This window comes from Pseudoalteromonas sp. SM9913 (assembly GCF_000184065.1).
In the GTDB taxonomy this organism is placed as follows: domain Bacteria; phylum Pseudomonadota; class Gammaproteobacteria; order Enterobacterales; family Alteromonadaceae; genus Pseudoalteromonas; species Pseudoalteromonas tetraodonis.
In genome coordinates this window covers 713,971-732,773 of sequence record NC_014803.1, presented here as the reverse complement: position 1 = coordinate 732,773, position 18,803 = coordinate 713,971, and the positions used below count along the sequence as shown (strand labels likewise).

17 protein-coding genes are annotated in these 18,803 nt (G+C 34.3%); 13 read left to right on the top strand and 4 right to left on the bottom strand.

Annotated features, from left to right (window positions below; genetic code table 11):
- The first annotated feature begins 71 nt into the window (after positions 1-71).
- From PSM_RS03385 to PSM_RS03325, 13 genes are all read left to right on the top strand, one after another.
- The gene (locus tag PSM_RS03385; RefSeq protein ID WP_013464215.1) at positions 72-1,214 is read left to right on the top strand and encodes a tyrosine-type recombinase/integrase; all 1,143 of its coding nucleotides are present in this window, start codon (positions 72-74) and stop codon (positions 1,212-1,214) included.
- A complete protein-coding gene (locus PSM_RS03380; protein WP_013464214.1) occupies positions 1,214-3,418 on the top strand; it encodes a hypothetical protein in 2,205 nt (734 codons plus the stop codon). Before PSM_RS03385 ends, PSM_RS03380 begins: the two co-directional genes overlap by 1 nt.
- A 10-nt stretch (positions 3,419-3,428) precedes the next feature.
- Positions 3,429-5,420 carry a site-specific integrase gene (locus PSM_RS03375; protein WP_013464213.1) on the top strand — a complete coding sequence of 664 codons (1,992 nt, stop codon included), beginning with the start codon at positions 3,429-3,431 and terminating at the stop codon, positions 5,418-5,420.
- Complete coding sequence (locus PSM_RS03370) at positions 5,421-6,023, top strand: hypothetical protein (RefSeq protein ID WP_013464212.1); 603 nt, start codon at positions 5,421-5,423, stop codon at positions 6,021-6,023.
- Between the two features lie 98 nt (positions 6,024-6,121).
- Positions 6,122-6,502: a hypothetical protein gene (locus PSM_RS03365; RefSeq protein WP_013464211.1), complete on the top strand. Its 381-nt coding sequence runs from the start codon at positions 6,122-6,124 to the stop codon at positions 6,500-6,502.
- A gap of 265 nt (positions 6,503-6,767) precedes the next feature.
- Positions 6,768-7,115, top strand: coding sequence for a hypothetical protein (locus tag PSM_RS03360; protein ID WP_041695649.1), 348 nt, complete (start codon positions 6,768-6,770; stop codon positions 7,113-7,115).
- 13 nt (positions 7,116-7,128) lie between these two features.
- Positions 7,129-7,395 (top strand): hypothetical protein, encoded by a 267-nt coding sequence (locus PSM_RS03355; protein WP_013464209.1) that lies wholly within the window; start codon positions 7,129-7,131, stop codon positions 7,393-7,395.
- Between the two features lie 287 nt (positions 7,396-7,682).
- Entirely contained in the window at positions 7,683-8,297 is a 615-nt protein-coding gene (locus PSM_RS03350) for a DNA-binding protein (protein WP_013464208.1), read from the top strand.
- A gap of 436 nt (positions 8,298-8,733) precedes the next feature.
- Positions 8,734-9,381, top strand: coding sequence for a hypothetical protein (locus tag PSM_RS03345; protein WP_013464207.1), 648 nt, complete (start codon positions 8,734-8,736; stop codon positions 9,379-9,381).
- A 290-nt stretch (positions 9,382-9,671) separates the two neighbouring features.
- Complete coding sequence (locus tag PSM_RS03340; RefSeq protein WP_041695647.1) at positions 9,672-10,016, top strand: hypothetical protein; 345 nt, start codon at positions 9,672-9,674, stop codon at positions 10,014-10,016.
- 2 nt (positions 10,017-10,018) lie between these two features.
- Positions 10,019-10,606, top strand: coding sequence for an ABC-three component system protein (locus tag PSM_RS03335; protein ID WP_013464205.1), 588 nt, complete (start codon positions 10,019-10,021; stop codon positions 10,604-10,606).
- Positions 10,603-10,839 (top strand): ABC-three component system middle component 6, encoded by a 237-nt coding sequence (locus tag PSM_RS18840; protein WP_041695645.1) that lies wholly within the window; start codon positions 10,603-10,605, stop codon positions 10,837-10,839. The genes PSM_RS03335 and PSM_RS18840 overlap by 4 nt, the downstream gene beginning before the upstream one ends.
- Entirely contained in the window at positions 10,830-12,524 is a 1,695-nt protein-coding gene (locus tag PSM_RS03325) for a DUF2326 domain-containing protein (RefSeq protein ID WP_013464204.1), read from the top strand. The genes PSM_RS18840 and PSM_RS03325 overlap by 10 nt, the downstream gene beginning before the upstream one ends.
- Positions 12,525-12,581: 57 nt before the next feature.
- Here PSM_RS03325 and PSM_RS03320 read toward each other — a convergent pair whose 3' ends face one another.
- From PSM_RS03320 to PSM_RS03305, 4 genes are all read right to left on the bottom strand, one after another.
- The gene (locus tag PSM_RS03320; RefSeq protein WP_013464203.1) at positions 12,582-13,598 is read right to left on the bottom strand and encodes a hypothetical protein; all 1,017 of its coding nucleotides are present in this window, start codon (positions 13,596-13,598) and stop codon (positions 12,582-12,584) included.
- A gap of 46 nt (positions 13,599-13,644) precedes the next feature.
- Positions 13,645-14,259 (bottom strand): potassium channel family protein, encoded by a 615-nt coding sequence (locus tag PSM_RS03315; protein WP_013464202.1) that lies wholly within the window; start codon positions 14,257-14,259, stop codon positions 13,645-13,647.
- A gap of 517 nt (positions 14,260-14,776) precedes the next feature.
- Positions 14,777-16,693, bottom strand: a complete 1,917-nt coding sequence (locus PSM_RS03310; RefSeq protein WP_013464200.1) for an ATP-dependent helicase — start codon at positions 16,691-16,693, stop codon at positions 14,777-14,779.
- Complete coding sequence (locus PSM_RS03305; protein ID WP_013464199.1) at positions 16,690-18,525, bottom strand: ATP-dependent nuclease; 1,836 nt, start codon at positions 18,523-18,525, stop codon at positions 16,690-16,692. The genes PSM_RS03310 and PSM_RS03305 overlap by 4 nt, the downstream gene beginning before the upstream one ends.
- Positions 18,526-18,803 lie beyond the last annotated feature (278 nt).

Below are 18,803 nucleotides of genomic sequence, written 5' to 3'. Positions count from 1 at the left end.
CATCCAATATAACTCCACCTTGACAAAAGCCATTAAAGTTCTAAGTTAATTATAAAACAAATGAGATTTATATGATTGAAAGTAAATTAGTAGAAAGCATTCCTTATGGTGGAAGAAAGATTTCAACTTATGCTTTAGTTAATAATGACATCCCTTTAGTTCATCCTTCAGCATTTCTATTGCATACCGCAGTCAATAATTTATTTGGCACGGTCACTACCTACATGAAGGCTTTAAAATCTTTTTATAAAGAAATTATAAGTAAAACTAATTTATCTATCGAGAATATCGAAAGATTAACTGATCAAGAAATGAGTGGATATTTAGTCGGAGTATTACAACGACAAAGAAAGCTGAAGCACAGCTCAATTGAAAATCATATTGCCGTATTAAAAGAGTTCTTTAAATATTTATATCAATCGGGCTTTACCACAAAAGAGATGCTCTTTAGTTACGCCTATGAAAATAACGAATACGAACAAAGCTTTCTTTCAGGTGTTAAAACAGATATGCATGAAGCGTATTTTCATAAGAAGAAGTTTCAGGAGTGTTTATTATGCTATGTAGACTCTCAGTCATCATTCATAAAAAAAAGAAATGAACTAGTTTTGCAATTAGGTTACTACGCTGGATTTAGAGCTTTTGAAGTTGTTCTAGCGGAAAACTTAAATATCGAAACTTTCAGACAATTATTGCCTAAAGTTGATTTTTTTATCCCGAAAGCAATTCACATAAACATTTATGGTAAAGGAAATTCCATCAGAACAACCCCTTTTGAACCTAGCCTAGTCAAATCAATCTATGAATTTATTTGGGGGGAAGCTAAACATATAAATTCAGGCAACATGATTTGTCAAGAGAATGGAAAACTTTTAAAGGATAAGACTTTTGCTTCTAAACTTTTTAGAAAATGTGCTGATAAATATTGTGAAAATACTTCGCTAACTTTAGAGGAGGCTCAGTTATGGAAGCACAGAGGATTCCATAAGCTAAGAAAATGTTTTGCTACAAACTCAGTTACTGCCTGCCGTGACAACGGAGATGATCCTTGGATCTATGTTCCACAGTGGCTAGGTCACAAACGAAAATCAACCACATTTGGCTATATCTATTTTGAAGCACTATTAAATAAGCGTGAAGACGTTCTACATGCACTGTCCTTAGAAGAAACTAAGTATGGTAAAGACTTTAAAAGAAAGTCCGAGAAAGCCTAATGGAAAGTACCCACAAAAATACCAAGTCAGAATTAGCTAGTCTAGCACCCGCTGAAGTCGTTCCAATTAATTATTCTGACTCTGAGGCAACTGTTTACGGTAAAGATGGTAATGGTAACAACGCTATTGTTCAGGTAACCATACCTCCTGCACATATATCTAATCCTCTTCTAAAATTATATATCGGCTACCTTCAGTCACCATTGTTTTTGGGGTTACGCCCAAGTACTAGATACACCAAAGCAATTGAGTTTAGAAATTTTTATAAATATATTGCGGAAAACAAACAATATGAATCATCTGGTTTACCTTACAATATTGTTAATCTGTACTTTATCAAGTTAAAGGGAACGTCAGAAAGAACAAGTTTTTACAACGAAGAAATTATTTTAAGGGTGCCATTAAAACTCTTTAATAAGACAATAGTGGACGGTTTCGATAAAGATAAATTTGCTCATGTATCCCTAGCAAATTACTTAGTATTTTTTCCGAACTTTCCTCCACCACATTCGCTTCCAAAAAAATCAATGGCTGAACTTTTTGGTCAAAAAAACACACCATACTCAGATACAGAATTGATGCAAAGTTTGCGCCTAGGTTGCTGCTTTCTACTAAATAAGCTTTCTGAAATCAGAGAGAAGCTAATGTCGAATAAGCACGTTTTAAAACAAATAAACGCTTTAAAAACGGCTGAGTATGACAATAAACCGTTAATTTTGAACTCTCAATCAAACAACTTTACTGTGGATTACGCACCTCCTAAGCAAATAGATAACTTAAGTTGGGAAATCATTAAAAAAGCTAACCTCCAAATTTATGAGACTATTGTTAACAATGCAGATCCACTTACTCTTGAAATTTTTACATTTAGATCATTTCCTAAAGCGAAATTAAATTCACTTGAAGCAAAACTAACAACCTTGCAGTGGGTGCAAGAATTTAAGAACAATTTGCAAACTACAGCGTCAATTTACAAGAAAAGAACTTATGGAAAAAATAGTTACTTATTACGAAGATTGGATAACATCACACCTAAATTTCTAATATGTCCATCAGATTTTGAAATATATTTAATCCAATGCTTGTTAGCATCTGAATCTATTCAGCGAGAAGGGCTAAATATTCATTTGCTGTCAGACTTTTCAATAAATTTTGAATCTACGCAAATTCAATATAACAAAGGGAGACGAGATAAATCATCAGCAACCCCCATATATACTAGGCAGAACTTACCTTACCAATGTTACACACGATATATAGAACAACGGAAAGTAGCCAAAGAATATAGCTTCGCAGATAGCAATAAAACGCTTGATTATAGTACTGTTACAACTGCTAAAGGGCATATCGGATTTACAGCTAAAAGTCTACATCTGTTTGAATTACTCCTATCAAATGAGTCAGAGGTAACCCGTCAGTATAAAGATGAGCTTGGCTCAGAAGGAGATGCTTTTTTGTGGCTTATCAAACGTATGTGGCAGCACAATCAAATAGCCTACAACGAAACATTAACAAACAGCCGAAATAAAAAGAAATTGAATGAGTTAACTGGTGCATCCAAAAGAGAAAGTAGAGTTATAGGCTTAACACCTGATGCCATAACTATGTCAAGAAAACGCATGGACGACACCGTTACAATTTCAAAAAAGGAAGGACCTGAAACTGCACGTAGCCAAAGCGAACCTGCGGTTCAAGCAGAACTTACCTCTCATTCACTTGCAACAAAACATAATGTTTATGGCAACAGAAGTAACTCAAAAGAAGCTATTGAATCCGAAAGGAATTTTGGTGCACAAGTTGGAGACCTAATGGTTGAAGATGCACTCAAGGTAGGCGAATATCTAAAAGATGTGAAACAAATAAACCTAAGTGAAATCAAAGACCTTTTGGGTCTCACCTCAGGGTATGAAGATATAGAGCAGTTACTAGAAAATGTGGATGCCGAGCTGTGGGGAGGCTTTCAACATAATGGTCAGGTGATTATCGTAATTAGTGATGTTACAGCCATGTTATTAACAGGGTATATAAACCACTTACATGATGAAATACCTCGACTGTTCTTAGACAGCCAGCTTAAAGGTCAATATGCTCAAAAAAAGCTAGCTTATCTTTCTACAATCTTTAACAGTTTTCCACCTGACATACAGCGAGAAGGTAAAAAACTATTGGAAGAATTTGATATCCCTTTTCCTTCGCTAATGTGAGGTAATTAATATGGCTATTTTACAAACTAAACAACCTGTTAAATCAAAGTTGGAACAAAACCATCTTATCAATTGCATAACTGATAAAACGTTTTCTATCTCAGATAGCAACAGCGGAGAAACCTTTTCGCTTAATGTTTCGTTCAAAGGAGCAAATTCAAGGTGGAGAAACTGGGGCAGAGAATACCTTATACAGTGGGCTAACGGTTATACCGACAGCAAACTTCAAACGTTAAGCGCGAGAAAATCTTCGATTGAAATGAAGCGCAACCAAATAGCAAAACTCATAACTTGGGCAACCATTAATAAGCCCGATGCATCATTAGCGTCATGGACAGAAGAAGACGTTTTCAATCTACTAAAAGATATTGTTTTTAATAATATCCAAACACCTGAACGAAAGCTTTCAGATTCATCTTTACAATTTGTAGGAAAAGATACTGTGCTTAAAGCAGCATGGCACATCACTAATTCTGGCAATCTATATCGCAAGGGACTTCTTTCTGACGGATACCTAGGGCCTTCAAATTTTGAAAGCATTTTGTCTGAATTTGAACATGATCTGACATTATTAGAATGTGACTTCAAAGAATGGATAAAAGGCGGCAGTTATGACTCAGTTCCACTTGAGGTAGCTTCACTTCTTTTACTAGAGGCAATGAATACTATTCACTCTGATGAAGCAAAAGCAGTCAGAGCATACTTTAGCGTCCAAAGATCGGCCCTAAAACTTTTTCCTGAATCAGTATTTAAAAAAGGCAACACCATTTTTAATCAAGTTGTGTCTGGTGAGGCGATCAATAAACAATTCATTCAAGCAGCTAAGAGGATTGAGAACTTCCTTGAAGCGGTACAAGCTCAATTTAAATCCCTAAAAGGAAGTAAAGATTTTGATCCAGTAGATTTCGTAATCAACCTAGGAGGCCACAAACAGCTAAATAACAAAGTTAAAGAAATTTATGACGCTTGTAAGATTATATTCTTCTGTCTTACTGGTATCCGAGTCCACGAAATGAAACAAACAGATTCACAGGACTATTATAAGGATGATGATGGCGTATGGCGGTTTAAAACTAAAGAAGATAAAACTCAACAGGGAACCAAACAATTAAGAGCAATAGGCGGACTTGCAGCCGAAGCTGCGGATATTTTATGTGATGTTAGCTATATAACGAAACATGATCGAAAAGATGGTCAGAGCACCTACCTTTTTGGATATTACACTGCAATGAAAACACATTTTGGAGCTGATGAAAAAAGAGTCGTTCATGATGGAGCAGGAGTCTCTAGAGAAAACTTTAGAGATAGATTAATTATATTTTTCAACAAAGTCGTGGATAAATTTGGAGACACAGTCTTGGATGAATACCGTGGAATATATCCACATGCATTTCGTCATTCGTTCGTTGATTTTGTGCTAAGGCGTTTTGATGGAAACATTCATGAAGCGATCAGAAATCACTTCCGACATTGTGTCAATGGTGAATTTACAAATACTTATACTGACTCAAAAGCTCAAGATCAGATTGAATTTGCTGCACAACAGAAGTACATGGCAGAATTAGTATTCGAAATGGTAGGAGAGCACTCTCAAGATTTTACAGGGCCGATAGCATTATTTATTCAAAGAGAAGTCTCTAAATTTGAGTTTGTAACCGAAGAGGATATAGGAGCATATATAAACGAACTTAAGACAGATTTACTACACGTAGTTCCTCATGAGTATGGCTACTGCCTAGTATTAAAAAGCCGACAACATCTTGCAAAGTGCTTAGATAAAAAAACAGGGATTGCAAAAGTACTTAACGGATGTTTTGAACTTTGTTCTGGCTGCCCTAATTCACTTCATAACAAAGCTAGTCATAAAGAAAATATTATTAGAAATGTCATCAGCCATGAGAGTTTTCTAGAAAAATTCCCAATAAAAAACACGCCTCAATCTGAAGTTAGTAAAAAAGTAGTCCAAAATGGCAATAAAATTTTAGCAGAGATGGAAAACTAAATGACTAGTAACATGCTTAACAAACTAAAAAAGATACATCAGTCAGAAAATTTGGAGAGTTACCCAAATTGGGTTTTGGATGGGCCACCAGTAACAAAAAAATTGTATGACGCTACTAATAAAATTTATCATGAGCTTTTAATAAAAATCCAATCTAAAGACATAAAAGGATTAGACTTTTATAACGGTCCAATTGTTAAATCACACATTGCTGAAACAGCCAATGTTTCACCCTCAAACATTCGAGTAGACAGACAAGAAAAGTTATTTACCTATTTAAATGATAAAAATACCGAACTGTTAAAAATAATTAAAAAAGTAGAGCAGCCTAAAAAGAAGAAAAAACGAAAAAATAAAGCAGATTTAGAAAAAGAAAATCATATATTGAAAGCAAAGCTCAAACAATTGGAACAAGATAAATACTGTAATTTTTTCAAGCAGCTAATTGCAAATAAAACACTACAAAAACAAAAAGATCTGGCATTACAAAATGAAAAACTTCTCATTGACCAAGCTAATGATGAAGAAGTAATAAAAAACTTAAGAAATCAAGTTAGCCTTCTTTTTCAACAACTTAATAAAAGATCTGATGCTGATAATTAATGATTTTTTCGTAAAATTATAAAATTCAAATTATTGTCCTATAATGCATAAGTGTTATCTTTTACGTTTTTACGTGCAGCTTATTACCGAGGTAAATAATGACAGTTGATACAACCACTATGCTAGATCAAATAAAAAAGGCGCTTAATAGCAAAATTATTACAGATTGTGAGTTTTCTCATGAACTTATTAATGTTTTAGATGATGGTCGGCATCAAGTTAAGATCAACTGTTTTAATGAGTTTTTAAAAGAAGAGTTAAGTGTGATTATTAACGATGATTGCATTGCTTTATTGCCATTTGGCAATGCCCATGTCGCCAAAATAATGGCTAAAAATAATCGTGGAGAAAGTGTAAAGCTGTTTGGTTATTTTCCAGAAGAAAACTTACGAAGTGAAGATGAACTTAACTATATTGATGGTATCTGCAAAACACTCACCACTGGTGCAACAGAGAAAACTTTTGGAGCTTACGACTAACTAAAAACTATCAAGCAAGACCAGAGTAAGATCATACCACGTATTTTATGAATGGAGATTATTCATCCCTACATACTCCGGTGCTAACAGCGTACGACCTCAGCTAAAAATCGCAGTTGTTTATTTCGATTAATCTAGACATCATGTTTCTTTTGGGAACGGATCATGCTGAAGTAAAAACTCAAGATTAGATCCACCCTTTTGATATGTTTTTAATTCAAATTTTTCTATCATAAGTCATCAAACAAAACGCGAGGGTCGGCTTATGAATACAATAGTTAAAAACTGGCACATTGTTTCTGTATTCGATGGTGATGCATTGATAGGAAAAGTTTTATGGGGGATCTGTGTTGATGACATGACATACCGATTCGCAACTGACGATTACATTAGCACATCCAAAATAGTTGAAATTTTGCCTCAGAACCAGCTAATCAAAACGGCTAGTGGTAACCTTTATCAAGTTCTTGGTGAGGGTCAAAAAACTCATATGCAATTAAAAGACTTTGAACTTCTTCGCATCGGCTTTTCGCCAGAACAGATACGGGCGTTCGTCTCTTTTGGCCCATTAGCTTTGGCACCAAGCGGAATTTCATCAATCAACCACAACTAAGTTGGAGCTAATAATGCCGACAAACAATATTGATTTTCATAATGCTGAATGCTCGGCCTGCCATAAAAAGCATATCGATATTAAAACGGAGATAGTTGCACCGTCACTAGATAGGCCAAACGCTATTCGCAAGAAAATTATTTTTCGATGCGAAGATCACATCGATTGCGATGTTGATGAAATTGAAAAGCTTGTGCTAGTCAAAAAGCGTTTTCAAAATCTAGATGAAAACGACCTTGTTGATGTAGAAACATTTTTTAATCAATTAGACTGTGAATAGATATAGTAGCGTCTCCCTGCTTTGCCATAAATCAAAGAAAGCGAAGCGCCAAACCCAAATGCTAGATAAAAGAGAACCAACACACACTGGTTCCCATTTAAGTTTTTGCTTCCAATTGTAATATGACCAAAGTTGTTCAAATTTTTCAGAACCTAGATAATCGCTCCCAAATCTACAATATAAAACAAACCTAGTTAAATTTTATTCACCCTTTTATTTGTCAAATTCGATTTCTTTACTAAAGTTATTTAACTTAATTAAGTTAAATAACTAATTTGGAGTCGTTTATGGGTAGAGTTGCTGAATATTCAGAAGAGCAAATCATAACTGCTGGCAATTATATTGAATCTATCGGTAAACATGTAACTGCATTTTCAATTCGTGAAAAGCTAGGCGGAGGCAGTCCTGAACGAATAAAAGGGGTTTGGGAGCAACACATTCAAAAACTACAAAATGAGTCTGCAACAAATTATGAAGAAGACAAAATAGAACTTCCTGCTGAAATACAAGACAGCTTAGACAAGAATCTAAAAACTTCAGCCAAGCAAATAGAGAGCATAGCCAAAGAGAGCTTTAAAGTGGCTATGGAGGTAGCCGAGAGCCGGGTTAAATCTGTGATTGAAAAACATGAAGGTAAAATTGCTGAATATGAGCTATCGGAAAAAGAAGCCTTTCAAGCACTCAATCAAAGCGACAATGAAATACAATCACTAGAATCTCAAATAGCCACATTAAAACAGCATAATAATCAGCTTGTTGCAAAAAACTCTAATTTGGCAGGCCAGTTAGAGTCACTAAAAGAACGCATAAAGCAGCTCGAATTAAAAGAGACCGATTATACCAAATTAGTCCACGAAAACGGTGAACTCAAAGGCCAGCTAAAAATATTAGCCCCAAATTAATAACTGTCCACCATAAAATGATATTTAAAAAGCCAGAGAAGAGTATGTAAGTGATAACATTGCTTAATCAACAAATTTTACAAAACCTTCAATTAGCAATAATAAGATATTGCTCAATAAATTTATCCATACCTAGTCGATTGTTCTTAATTATAACCTTCACTTTGCAAACTAGCTTTTCATCATGGCAAGTATTTTAAAGGATAGGAAATTACCGTTACTTCCTAACGGTAATTAGTAGTGTGAAATTATTTAATTTTTTATGATTATTTTCGTAAACGCAAATGTAACAACCAGTCTGATAAATCCAAAAAAAATATACACTTAACCCAATCACGTTCATCTTTATCATTACGCAGTGCTCATTGTGTATTATTTACTTTATAAATCAATAGTTTATATAATAGCATAATTGTAAGAATAATAAGGTTGAAAGATGAAAGAAGACCAATTACATGTTGAATCCTTTGAAGAGCTGAATAGAGAACTCAGATCTTTTCCAGAGCCGGACTACTCACTACAAATGCCCAAAAATGCAAAAGGTTATGCCGTAATTGGCAACTGCAATAGAGCTAGAGAACAGCGTTTAATAAATGAAATAATAAATAAGATCCCACCTTTTAAAAAGGTTTTCATTGTCAACGAGCTGCCACTTCAAGCTTCCCCTGAATTTATTGTAGAGCATTTTAGTAGCCCTATTGAACGAGTTATTACTTTAGACGAAATGACTCAGGTAACAGGTGGCATTATTAATTTGGATTGGACAGTACCTTCGAGTCTCAAAATACTGTTGATGCTTATCAATGCTATGCCTGATGAGTGCGTTGTTTTTTTCGCCACGGGAAGTCATGCAGAACAAGTAAAAGAACGAGTAAGTTTAGTGGCTCATCTTTGCGACAAAATAGTCATTTCATTAGACAAGCAAAATCCAAATTCATTTCGTGCAGGTTGGTTTCTCTCTCATGATCAAGTTATGCAACGAGCGAATTTCGCATTGTGGCAAAAAGTAAATTTGGAAGAAGGTTATCAATATAATTTAACTGTATTGTCCTCTGAACAAATGAGGCAATTGAATGTTGTCTGATCTCTGCTACTTTCAGCAACATGTAGTAGCTTATATTTGATCTTACAGCTTAGGAGAATTAGTTTAGACTCACCTGACAAGCAGCTATGAATTTTCAAGAGACGGTCAAGCTAACTAATTTTTGGACAAAAACAATTTAGGTAATTTTTACGTAACAGCAGTACAGCTTGGTGGGTCTTTCTGACATGAGTTTTTTTTTCAGCGAAGATTACAATTACCCCCTCCTACTTTTATTAGTTAACGTTGGTATTTTTGTTAATCTTTTCATACAGAATGAATTGATGTAATCTGTGCAAATAACCAGTGGTATAGTATATGAAGGGATAACTTATTATGTTGAATGTATTGAAACTTGCTTTTCAAGCTGGTTGTGGGTTGGCTGCACTTGGGGCTGGCCTTTTTACTTTTTGTATAAAGAGTGGTTTCAGTTGGGGATTTTTTCCACTTTGACACCAGAACAAACATATAAAGCTTTTATATATAGCTTAGCATTTTCGTTAGTTACTTTAGTGGTATTAGTTATTGCTCATATAGCTCAAGGCAATAAGTCAAGAGCAAAAGTTTCGGCTGATCACAACTCGATCGCTGTAGATAGTTCAGGAAAAAATAGTAATGTAACAATTAGCAAGGGATAGCAATGCCAATTAATGAAACTTCTGTAAAGGCCAGTAACAGTTCAATTTCTGTATTGAGTAATGGTCAAAATAGTCCAGTAACTATTATCCAGCAAATATCTCACCTACCTTCTATTTTGAACCCTTTATTAGAGAAGATCATAGCGGTATACCAACCACAATTTTTAGACTCTGAGGAACTGCTTGCAAGTCCAGAAGTTGAAGAAAAAATAATATTTAACTCTGTCAAAATACACGCAGATGAAATTAGAGAAAACTGTGGATATATGGCATTGATCGAGCAAGTTCTTGATGATATCGATGATGAAAATCCAAATGCAAAGAAAACTTTTTTATGGGCTGTTCATAAAAAATATATCGCTTGTAAAAAAGAGCTTTTTATAGAACATCAAATAGACCCAACTGATAAAGAAAGTGTAAGACAAATTATTAGTGCCAATGCAGATAAAATTATTGCTCAGGTAGCTAAAAGTATTATAACCACAGCAAATGGGAACCTTAATTTCTCAGTTGAACTAATTGAAGCGGCAAAAGAACTTATAATTTGTTACGGTTTTATAAATTGTAAAATATTGGAGAAGCCAGAGTGATAGTTTCAAGCTTCCAATCACCGAATAAAAGCTTATTTGTCATTGGTGGGAATATCCTTAAAACTATTGGTGAATATCAATTTGATACCATAAACCCAAAGATTCTTTTTCGAAAATATAATGATAGTTACAAGGAAATATCATTTTCGTACTTGATGTTTGGACTTGACTGGTTGTTTATAGCCGGTGTTATTACTTTAACTGAATCTGGCGACATAGCGTTATGCAATTAATAAAGTTTTCTGTATCGAACGGAATTGAGTTGATACGAACAATCACCTTCAAAGATGGTATTAATATAATAACAAATGAAGGTGTTGACGGTAATCAAATAGGAAAAAGTACAGCTTTAAGATCGTTGAATTTTTGCTTAGGTTCTGACGGTGAAAGTATCTGGAGGGATCCAGATAGTAAAAACATTAATGACCATATTTATAATTTGGTAACTAATGGAGGTATGGTTTTTGAATTAATCTTAAAAGTTAATGGTATTGATTATAAAATAAAGAGAACGATTGAGAAAAAGCTAACTAAAAGAGGCGTTAATTTAATACGTTATAGCTGGATAAATGATAAACCGTTTACAGGAATAGATAGTTTTAGGAAGGGTATTGCTGATGTTTTTGGCTATGTCGTAGAAAAGCCTAAATATAATTCAATTAAAAACCGGTTTGTTAGATTAGATAAAACCACAGCAAATAAGACATATCGCTTTCAAAATATCTATACAAAAGATGATGATTATATTTTAATTTATTCCCACTTATTTGGCTTTGAGGGACATAAAGAGTTAACAAAAGAAATCGAGTTAGAACAAGAAAATAAAATATCACAAGCAAGAATCACTTCACTTTTAAGTGATAGAAGTGAACAATATTATTTAGATAAACTTAAGTCAATTGATGATGAAATTGAAATACTTAGGCTTAAGGAGGAGTCGTATGATATTACTGGAATTCAAAATCAAACTATTGAGAAATTAAGGCGACACCGAACCAATATAGCTCGCTATTCTTCTGAAATATCCAACATTGAAACTAAAATACTCTACAACACCAGAACTATAGATAATTACAATGCAAAAATTGAAAATGTAGATGTTGATACTATTAAATCAATTTATGAAGAAGCACTTACACTAATTTCTAATGTCACTAAATCTCTTGAAGAAACAATAGATTTTCACAACTCAGTATTCAAGAAAAAAGCTGAGTATGTTTCCAAACAAGTGGTTACTTTAGATGAGGAGTTAAAATTAAAACAAAAGATTCTTAATCAGGAGCTTATAAAGGAAAAGGAATTAATAAAGTCAATTTCAAACGAAAGTCACCTTAGTGGCTTCATATTAATTGAAAAAGCAATACAAGATAAAAAAGAAGAACGGGGAAAAGCCTCCTTTGTTATAGAAGAAATTGCCGATATTAGAGAACAAATAAAAGCTAACAATAGTAAAATAAAAGGGTTAAAGGTAAAGATAGAAGAGTTCTCTGAAGAGCTTGAGAAAAACTTATTTATATTTAATTCATTTTGTAAATCAATCTCTAAAAAAGTGTTCAAAACCTTTAGTCTTCAACTATCTTCAAGAATTGATAGTAATGGCTGTTTAAAATTTTCTGTCGTAAATGAAGATAAAGTAGCGGGAGATGGTGCACCAAGAGCAGCTTCTATGGCTTTTGATTTAGCTATGGTTGAATATGTAAAGGAAAGCAAAGCTAAATTACCTGAATTCACTATTCAAGATTATCTTGAACCCACAGATGAAGATAAACTATTTGAATTGATTCAAGTTGCAAATAAATTTAAAACACAGACCGTTATTTCAGTATTGAATGATAAGTTGCATCTACTTGATAAAAAGACATTGCAGAAGAATACAGTTCTTGAGCTTTCGCCTACTAATAAGTTTTTTAAGATTTAGTTGCTAAATAAATCTGACATACCTCTAACTTTCTAGATATAGGCGAAACTAATGACGTTAGCACTTCTTTTTACGCTCAATCACGTTTGGCAGTTTAAAAAAAGATCCATCTCCTCTACCGCTATGAAAAAAGCCCCAGCGCTTTTCAGGATCTAGCAAATCAATTTTACAGATATGGTGATCACTAGCTTTCACTTCATCAGAAAACAGGCGAAACCTTAGTTCATCGGTATTGATTTCCACAATAAGACCAGAAAAGTCCAAGTTATAACAACTTTCTAAAATTTTGTGCTTATCACTTGGAAAATTATCTTTGTAAATAGCATTATATCGTGGTTGGAAATATCTGATTAGACCGGCTTCTACCAGACAAATTTGCTCATACTCTGAAAGATGATTATCAACAATGTTTCTGAATCTATCCATATCTCTATAGTCAGAGATCACATTACTTGCTCTACTGTCCATTAGATGGATAAATCTATATGGTGCGTATTCAAATGTAAGAATCTGAATTTCTGAATCTGGTGATTCATACTGCGCCTGAGCAAGTATTTTTTGTAGGGTAGAATGACTTTTTAAACGTTCAAAAGCGGTTCGAGTGCCATCTCCATATGCTTGACCGACATACAACACTTCTAAGTCACTTAACTCTCTATTAGTTAGATGCCAGCCCATACCCATACAAATTATGCTGGCAGGGAGATATCTAATTTCATTACCATCAGCATCTAGAGTTAATATTTCACGGTGAGGGTATTTTGATAACCTCACTTCAACTGCGCCATCCAGTAGTGGAAAATCAATTGAAAAATCTTTTTCGCGTAACTCACCATCTACTCGATAATTAATCCTACCGCTAATCTTTCCATTTTCGTACCGGAAATACTCCTTTGAGTAGGAAATTATAGGAGACTTTGAAATTAAATAAATATGTGAATTATTTGATATTTCCGTTTCTTCTGGTCCCATTCTACCACCAGTCATTAACTGACTAGCAGAGGTTAATAACCACCTGCCTGAGCATATATTTACAGCAAACTCTGATAAAAAAACTTTTTTGGGTTGTACCACTGACTCAATCCTTAAATAGAAGTGCTAACGCCCTGTTAACAGCTTGTTAGGGCTGTTTACTCAATCGCCCCGCATAAATAGCAAAGCAAACAATTAATAAAATGAAACCACAAAACACCTCATAAACCGTCAAAAACTGAGGCCACCAGTGACTAGGGCTTATATCGCCATAACCTAGAGTTGTAATTGTTACACCGCTAAAATAGAGAGCCTCTGCTACATTACTTGGAGCATTACCATCTTTCCACACATATTCAGTTTGCGGCAGTAATAGGTATAACATTGCAAAATTAACAATTAACTCTAGGTAACTTTTAAGGGATAGTTTTATTCTTTCACTTGGAGTTAGATCACTTTCTGAGTTATCACCTTTATCCATTTTATCGAATGCGTCTTTAAGGAATGCCCAAAAAATTTCATTACACCTAGAAATTAAAAAATAAGACCAAAGAAATATAACGATATAGCTTAGGTCTGAATTAAGCACAATATCGCCGATTGGTTTTGTGTATTCTTGATAAATAATTAAGCTAATAGAACTTACAATTGCGACCCACAAATAAATAGAGTTCAGCGCTCTTATGACTTTAGTTCGGTCATATCTTTTCTTTAACAGTCGAGCTGCTGCAAATGTAGGTGATAACACCATTAATATTTTCATTAACATCCTTGATATATACACTACCGACTGCCAATAGCCCTAACAATTTCATATCGACCCAATGGGTCGTGACTCTATCGAATCATGTGTTATTATTCTCATTGCACCAGTCTTATCACAATATCTAACTTGTTGCTACAGATATATTTTTCATCATTATGAAAAGGATAAAAACGACCCAGAGGGTCGTTTTCTTGACTATAGGAGAAATACTGTGTCACTGTATATAAACACAGTTTCTTTTTAGAGCTAACTCAATGAGAACTCGTTCACCATTTTTAAACCATATCGTCGAATTTATGCTGACTAAGCAATATTTGCTCAGAACCGTTGATACCCCGTTGAGCAAAGTTTTTAGCTTGTTTTGGGGCAAAGGCGAGTTATATTTATAATCTCTTTCTGGACATAAATGAGTCAGCTCCTAAGAGCTAACTCGGTCAGTTTAGACTTGAAAAAATATGTTAAAACTTATAACGACGAAAGAATCTAGACACATGAGTTTATTTTATATTTACTACTATTCGTTAATCATAGGATTCGCAGCCAATTTATTTATAAACCTTGATGCATTATGATGCTTTTCACTTCCCCAAGGCATCATTCGGTATTGTGGGTAACTGATGTATAACCACCTTTTGGCTCGTGTTACTGCAACAAAAGCATTGTTTTTTTCTTCATTTAAATCTTTTGGGCTTGTTGCTCGGTAATCGGGGAAAACTCCATCACACATACCAATTAGAAAGACGATATCTTTCTCTAAACCTTTCATTGTATGGACTGTACTTAGTGTTAAACCTTTTCCTTGTGTTGCAGAGTCAAGTTTTCCTAATGTCATTGCATTTCTAAATGACTTTAGGCTTACACCTAAACTTCTACGTTTGAAAGTGGTCCATCTTTTTTGAAATTCATCAAGCTCTTGAACACTAATAACCAATTCAATCTGCTCTTTCTCTGTAAGTTCTGCTGAACTATATTCACCTAGCTTATCTTTAAGGGCCATATAAAATTTTCGGATATTTGGCTGTTCATCATCTATCTTATGGATCTCTTGTAAGAGGAAAGCTTGAACTTGTGCTAATGGTAGAGCTGATGATTCAACCGCCTGTGACCATGTAAGCAGAAGATTATTGTCATTCCACTCGTTAGGTTGTTGAACTTTCAATAACGAACACAGCTTCTTTCCATCTATCCAATCTTTGGGGTTTAACTTTAAGCGAATTGCATAATCTAGAATTTTACCAAATAAAGAATCTGGCTCAGTTTGTCGTTCGCCCTTATTAAAGTGATATGTAATGTTATTTTCATCAAGCTTTTCTTTTAACTTGTTAAAAACAAATTTATTTCTTCCAATTACAACCATCTTTTCTAAAGAAATTTCACCCTCAATCTCATAATGTTCTTTTGCTTCTAAAAGACTTTTAATACCTCTAATCAGCCAATTAGCCTCAACTTCTTCATTGAAACACGGTTGTATAATTGCATACCCATTGAATGCCGCCTCATGATTAATCTGAGAATTAGGCTTAATCACATTTGCCAACTTGATTACTTCTTTGCTACTGCGGTAATTTTCTCTCAAAGTGAATGTTTTTGGTTTAAAATCATTTAAGAAATCTTTTTCAAAGTAATCTTTTGAACCATTAAACCCATAAATCATTTGATTAGGATCACCTACCATCAAGATACTTTTAATCCGCTCTCCACAAAAAACCTTTATCAGTTCATATTGAGCTTTATTTAAGTCCTGAGCTTCATCCACACAAACATGTTTGTACATAACCTGATATGTTCTAGCTATATTAGAATGTTTATTGAGGATTTTATAAGCTAAGAACAAAATATCATTAAAGTCTATCCCACCACTGTTTAATAATGCTTCTTGATAGTCTTGATAAATATCATAAAATCGCGGCTCATTCGGGAATCTAACTTCAATTTCATCACGCTCTGTAAGCAACTCTCTCTTGATTTCAGCAAAAGCATCCATATAGTCTTGCATGACCTGATTTCGCTTACGTTTTTCAGCAGGATCATTGATGTTTAGATACTCATCTATATTGATGTTACTATCTCGCAATGACTGTAAAAACAGCTCCATACGATCTTGATCTCGCTCATAGATATGCAAGTCACTGGATAAACCTATAGTATGACCATAACTTTCTATAATACTCTGAGCAACTGAATGAATCGTAGATACCCATGTACGTTCTTCCACTCCAACAAAATCTGCCAAACGTTCTTGCATTTCTTGAGCTGCTTTGTTGGTAAAGGTAAGTGCTAACACCTTATCTTTTTTAGTATTATTCAGAATATATCTAATTCTTTCGGTCAAGACCCTCGTTTTACCCGAACCAGCAGAAGCAAGGATTTGGATTGCTGATTTAATATCAAATTCTACAATCTCTTGCTGAGAAGGGGATAAAGAAATCATAGTTTTACTCCTGCTTTAATTTGCTCAAACAATGCTATAATTTTAGGTGGCAAATCTTCAGGTTCTAGGGTGCTCAAGTGATCAGCAACGACTTTGGCATATTTAGTTTTGTCAGAATCTAAAATTTCCAAAATTGCTTTTTTATAGCCCTCATCACCAGAATAATCGTATAAACCGGGTTCATAAATTGGCTGATTACAAGTCTCACATGGTGGTTTATCCGAAATTACAGCTTTAGTCTGCTTGCCTTGTTTATTTGAAATATACTTAGTAATTCTGTTATCACCGTCATGTGCTTTTATGGCCGCCTCTATCTCTCCTTGAAAACCACTATTTAGCAAATATCCCTCAAAATCAGTTCCTTCCAGTATTGTTACATTGGTGGCTGTCGTTACATCGACTCCACCAAACAAGGAGTTAAATTGTTTTTGTAAACCCTTTATTGGTTTTTCTTCCCCATCTGAAAATATAAAAACAGGTATATTGAAATCTCTAGCAAACGTTAAATATGGCTTGTATTTTGAACCTGAACCACCAACACCAATGAAATTTATTCCTAAGTTGAAAGGTGCTTGAGAAAAGTACCTTTCGAACAATAAAGGAAGAGCCTGTGCTTCAGTTTCTCCTTCTGATAAGATTATTGCAGTAGAGAACAGCAATTCTCCTTTAGAATGAATAACCTCACGATGAATTTTTCTAAGATCTTCTGGTTCTAGAGCTTCGTTCAAAGAAAAAACACGAGTACCTTGATCAATATTTTTAGTTATTACCCTCAAATCTTGCTGATTTGCTAATGCTGCCAAGTACGGAGAATGAGAGCTTATTATCGTTTGCCCCTTAATGTCAGTGAGTTGCTTATAAAGCGTTCGTTGTGCATTTGGGTGTAAGTGTGCTTCAGGTTCTTCTGCTGCAATAAGAGGAAAAAAACACTCTTCCTCTTCTACATGTTTTTTCTCCAAAATATCAATAAACGCTTTAACTGTGAGCATTGAAGCCCAGCTTCTTGTTCCCATTCCATGATATTCCATAGAAAACGAGTTAGAATCGTCTTCACCAAAGTGAATAGAAAATCGCTTTGATAAATCTCTTATCTTTTTGGGAAACGGGGTGATATCAGCTTGACCTTGCCCCTCAAATGACTGACTTAGAGAATCAAGGTGTGTTTTCAATTCACTTAAGACTGAGCTTTTCTCTACTGCACTTTCATTGAGTTCCGCTATCAGCTCTTCAAGAGCATCTTTATCATCACTTTCAAAGCTAATGTCAGATAAAACTTTCCCAATGTAAGAAGTTTTTTCACGTAACTCCTGATGAATATCTCTTTGGGCATCAATTGCCACAAATGGTATCGCATCTATACGTTTTGAAATTTTATTATTTATCTTCGCTGATTCATCAGTCCAGTTCTCAAATCCCGGCCATCGAGACAAAGGGTAGCGACTAACTTTAAAACCACCCTTAATACTATCCTTTTCACAAATCGTCCGTATTGCGACAAAGTCATTTTCTTCTAGATCTGCTTGAATCCAATCGCCAAAAACTTCAACCCATTCGTCTGCGAAAATGTTTGCTCTTTGACTACTCCCATCTACAGGGACAATAGAAATATCAACAATAATTTCTGAACGAACATTATCATAACAATCAATGTAAAAATCTTCATCTGTTAAATGTCTTGAATAATCACCAATAGCAAGCTGTAACGCTTTGATGATAGAGGTTTTACCAGCATTATTTTGACCAATAAGAACTACAACTTTAGGTAAGCTTAACTCTAAATTAGAGATCCCTCTGAAGCCAGAAATTCTTACCGAATTAACTAAAATAGACATTCAACCAAACCTTCTAATACTTTTGCAAAATATGCTTTTCAGCAGTCTACTACGAGTTACGCTGATAATTCAATTTTGGTAGCTAGTCTTGATTCAAATACTTAGAAGTTATCAATATCAATATCAATACTAATTCATTGGTTTTGATATGGAGAGGCGCATGAATAGGTTGTGAGTGAGTATTAATCCTAAGCAGAAAAGGGGCAAAAGCTTCTTAGAGTTATTGTACTAGTCGATAGTGATACTCATTAAAATTAGTAACAAGTTCGACTTTTAAT

Bases quoted from the DNA above. Each gene is read 5' to 3' on its own strand.
- PSM_RS03385 (WP_013464215.1), top strand. From the start codon at position 72: ATGATTGAAAGTAAATTAGTAGAAAGCATTCCTTATGGTGGAAGAAAG.
- PSM_RS03380 (WP_013464214.1), top strand. From the start codon at position 1,214: ATGGAAAGTACCCACAAAAATACCAAGTCAGAATTAGCTAGTCTAGCA.
- PSM_RS03375 (WP_013464213.1), top strand. From the start codon at position 3,429: ATGGCTATTTTACAAACTAAACAACCTGTTAAATCAAAGTTGGAACAA.
- PSM_RS03370 (WP_013464212.1), top strand. From the start codon at position 5,421: ATGACTAGTAACATGCTTAACAAACTAAAAAAGATACATCAGTCAGAA.
- PSM_RS03365 (WP_013464211.1), top strand. From the start codon at position 6,122: ATGACAGTTGATACAACCACTATGCTAGATCAAATAAAAAAGGCGCTT.
- PSM_RS03360 (WP_041695649.1), top strand. From the start codon at position 6,768: ATGAATACAATAGTTAAAAACTGGCACATTGTTTCTGTATTCGATGGT.
- PSM_RS03355 (WP_013464209.1), top strand. From the start codon at position 7,129: ATGCCGACAAACAATATTGATTTTCATAATGCTGAATGCTCGGCCTGC.
- PSM_RS03350 (WP_013464208.1), top strand. From the start codon at position 7,683: ATGGGTAGAGTTGCTGAATATTCAGAAGAGCAAATCATAACTGCTGGC.
- PSM_RS03345 (WP_013464207.1), top strand. From the start codon at position 8,734: ATGAAAGAAGACCAATTACATGTTGAATCCTTTGAAGAGCTGAATAGA.
- PSM_RS03335 (WP_013464205.1), top strand. From the start codon at position 10,019: ATGCCAATTAATGAAACTTCTGTAAAGGCCAGTAACAGTTCAATTTCT.
- PSM_RS03325 (WP_013464204.1), top strand. From the start codon at position 10,830: ATGCAATTAATAAAGTTTTCTGTATCGAACGGAATTGAGTTGATACGA.
- PSM_RS03315 (WP_013464202.1), bottom strand. From the start codon at position 14,259: ATGAAAATATTAATGGTGTTATCACCTACATTTGCAGCAGCTCGACTG.
- PSM_RS03310 (WP_013464200.1), bottom strand. From the start codon at position 16,693: ATGATTTCTTTATCCCCTTCTCAGCAAGAGATTGTAGAATTTGATATT.
- PSM_RS03305 (WP_013464199.1), bottom strand. From the start codon at position 18,525: ATGTCTATTTTAGTTAATTCGGTAAGAATTTCTGGCTTCAGAGGGATC.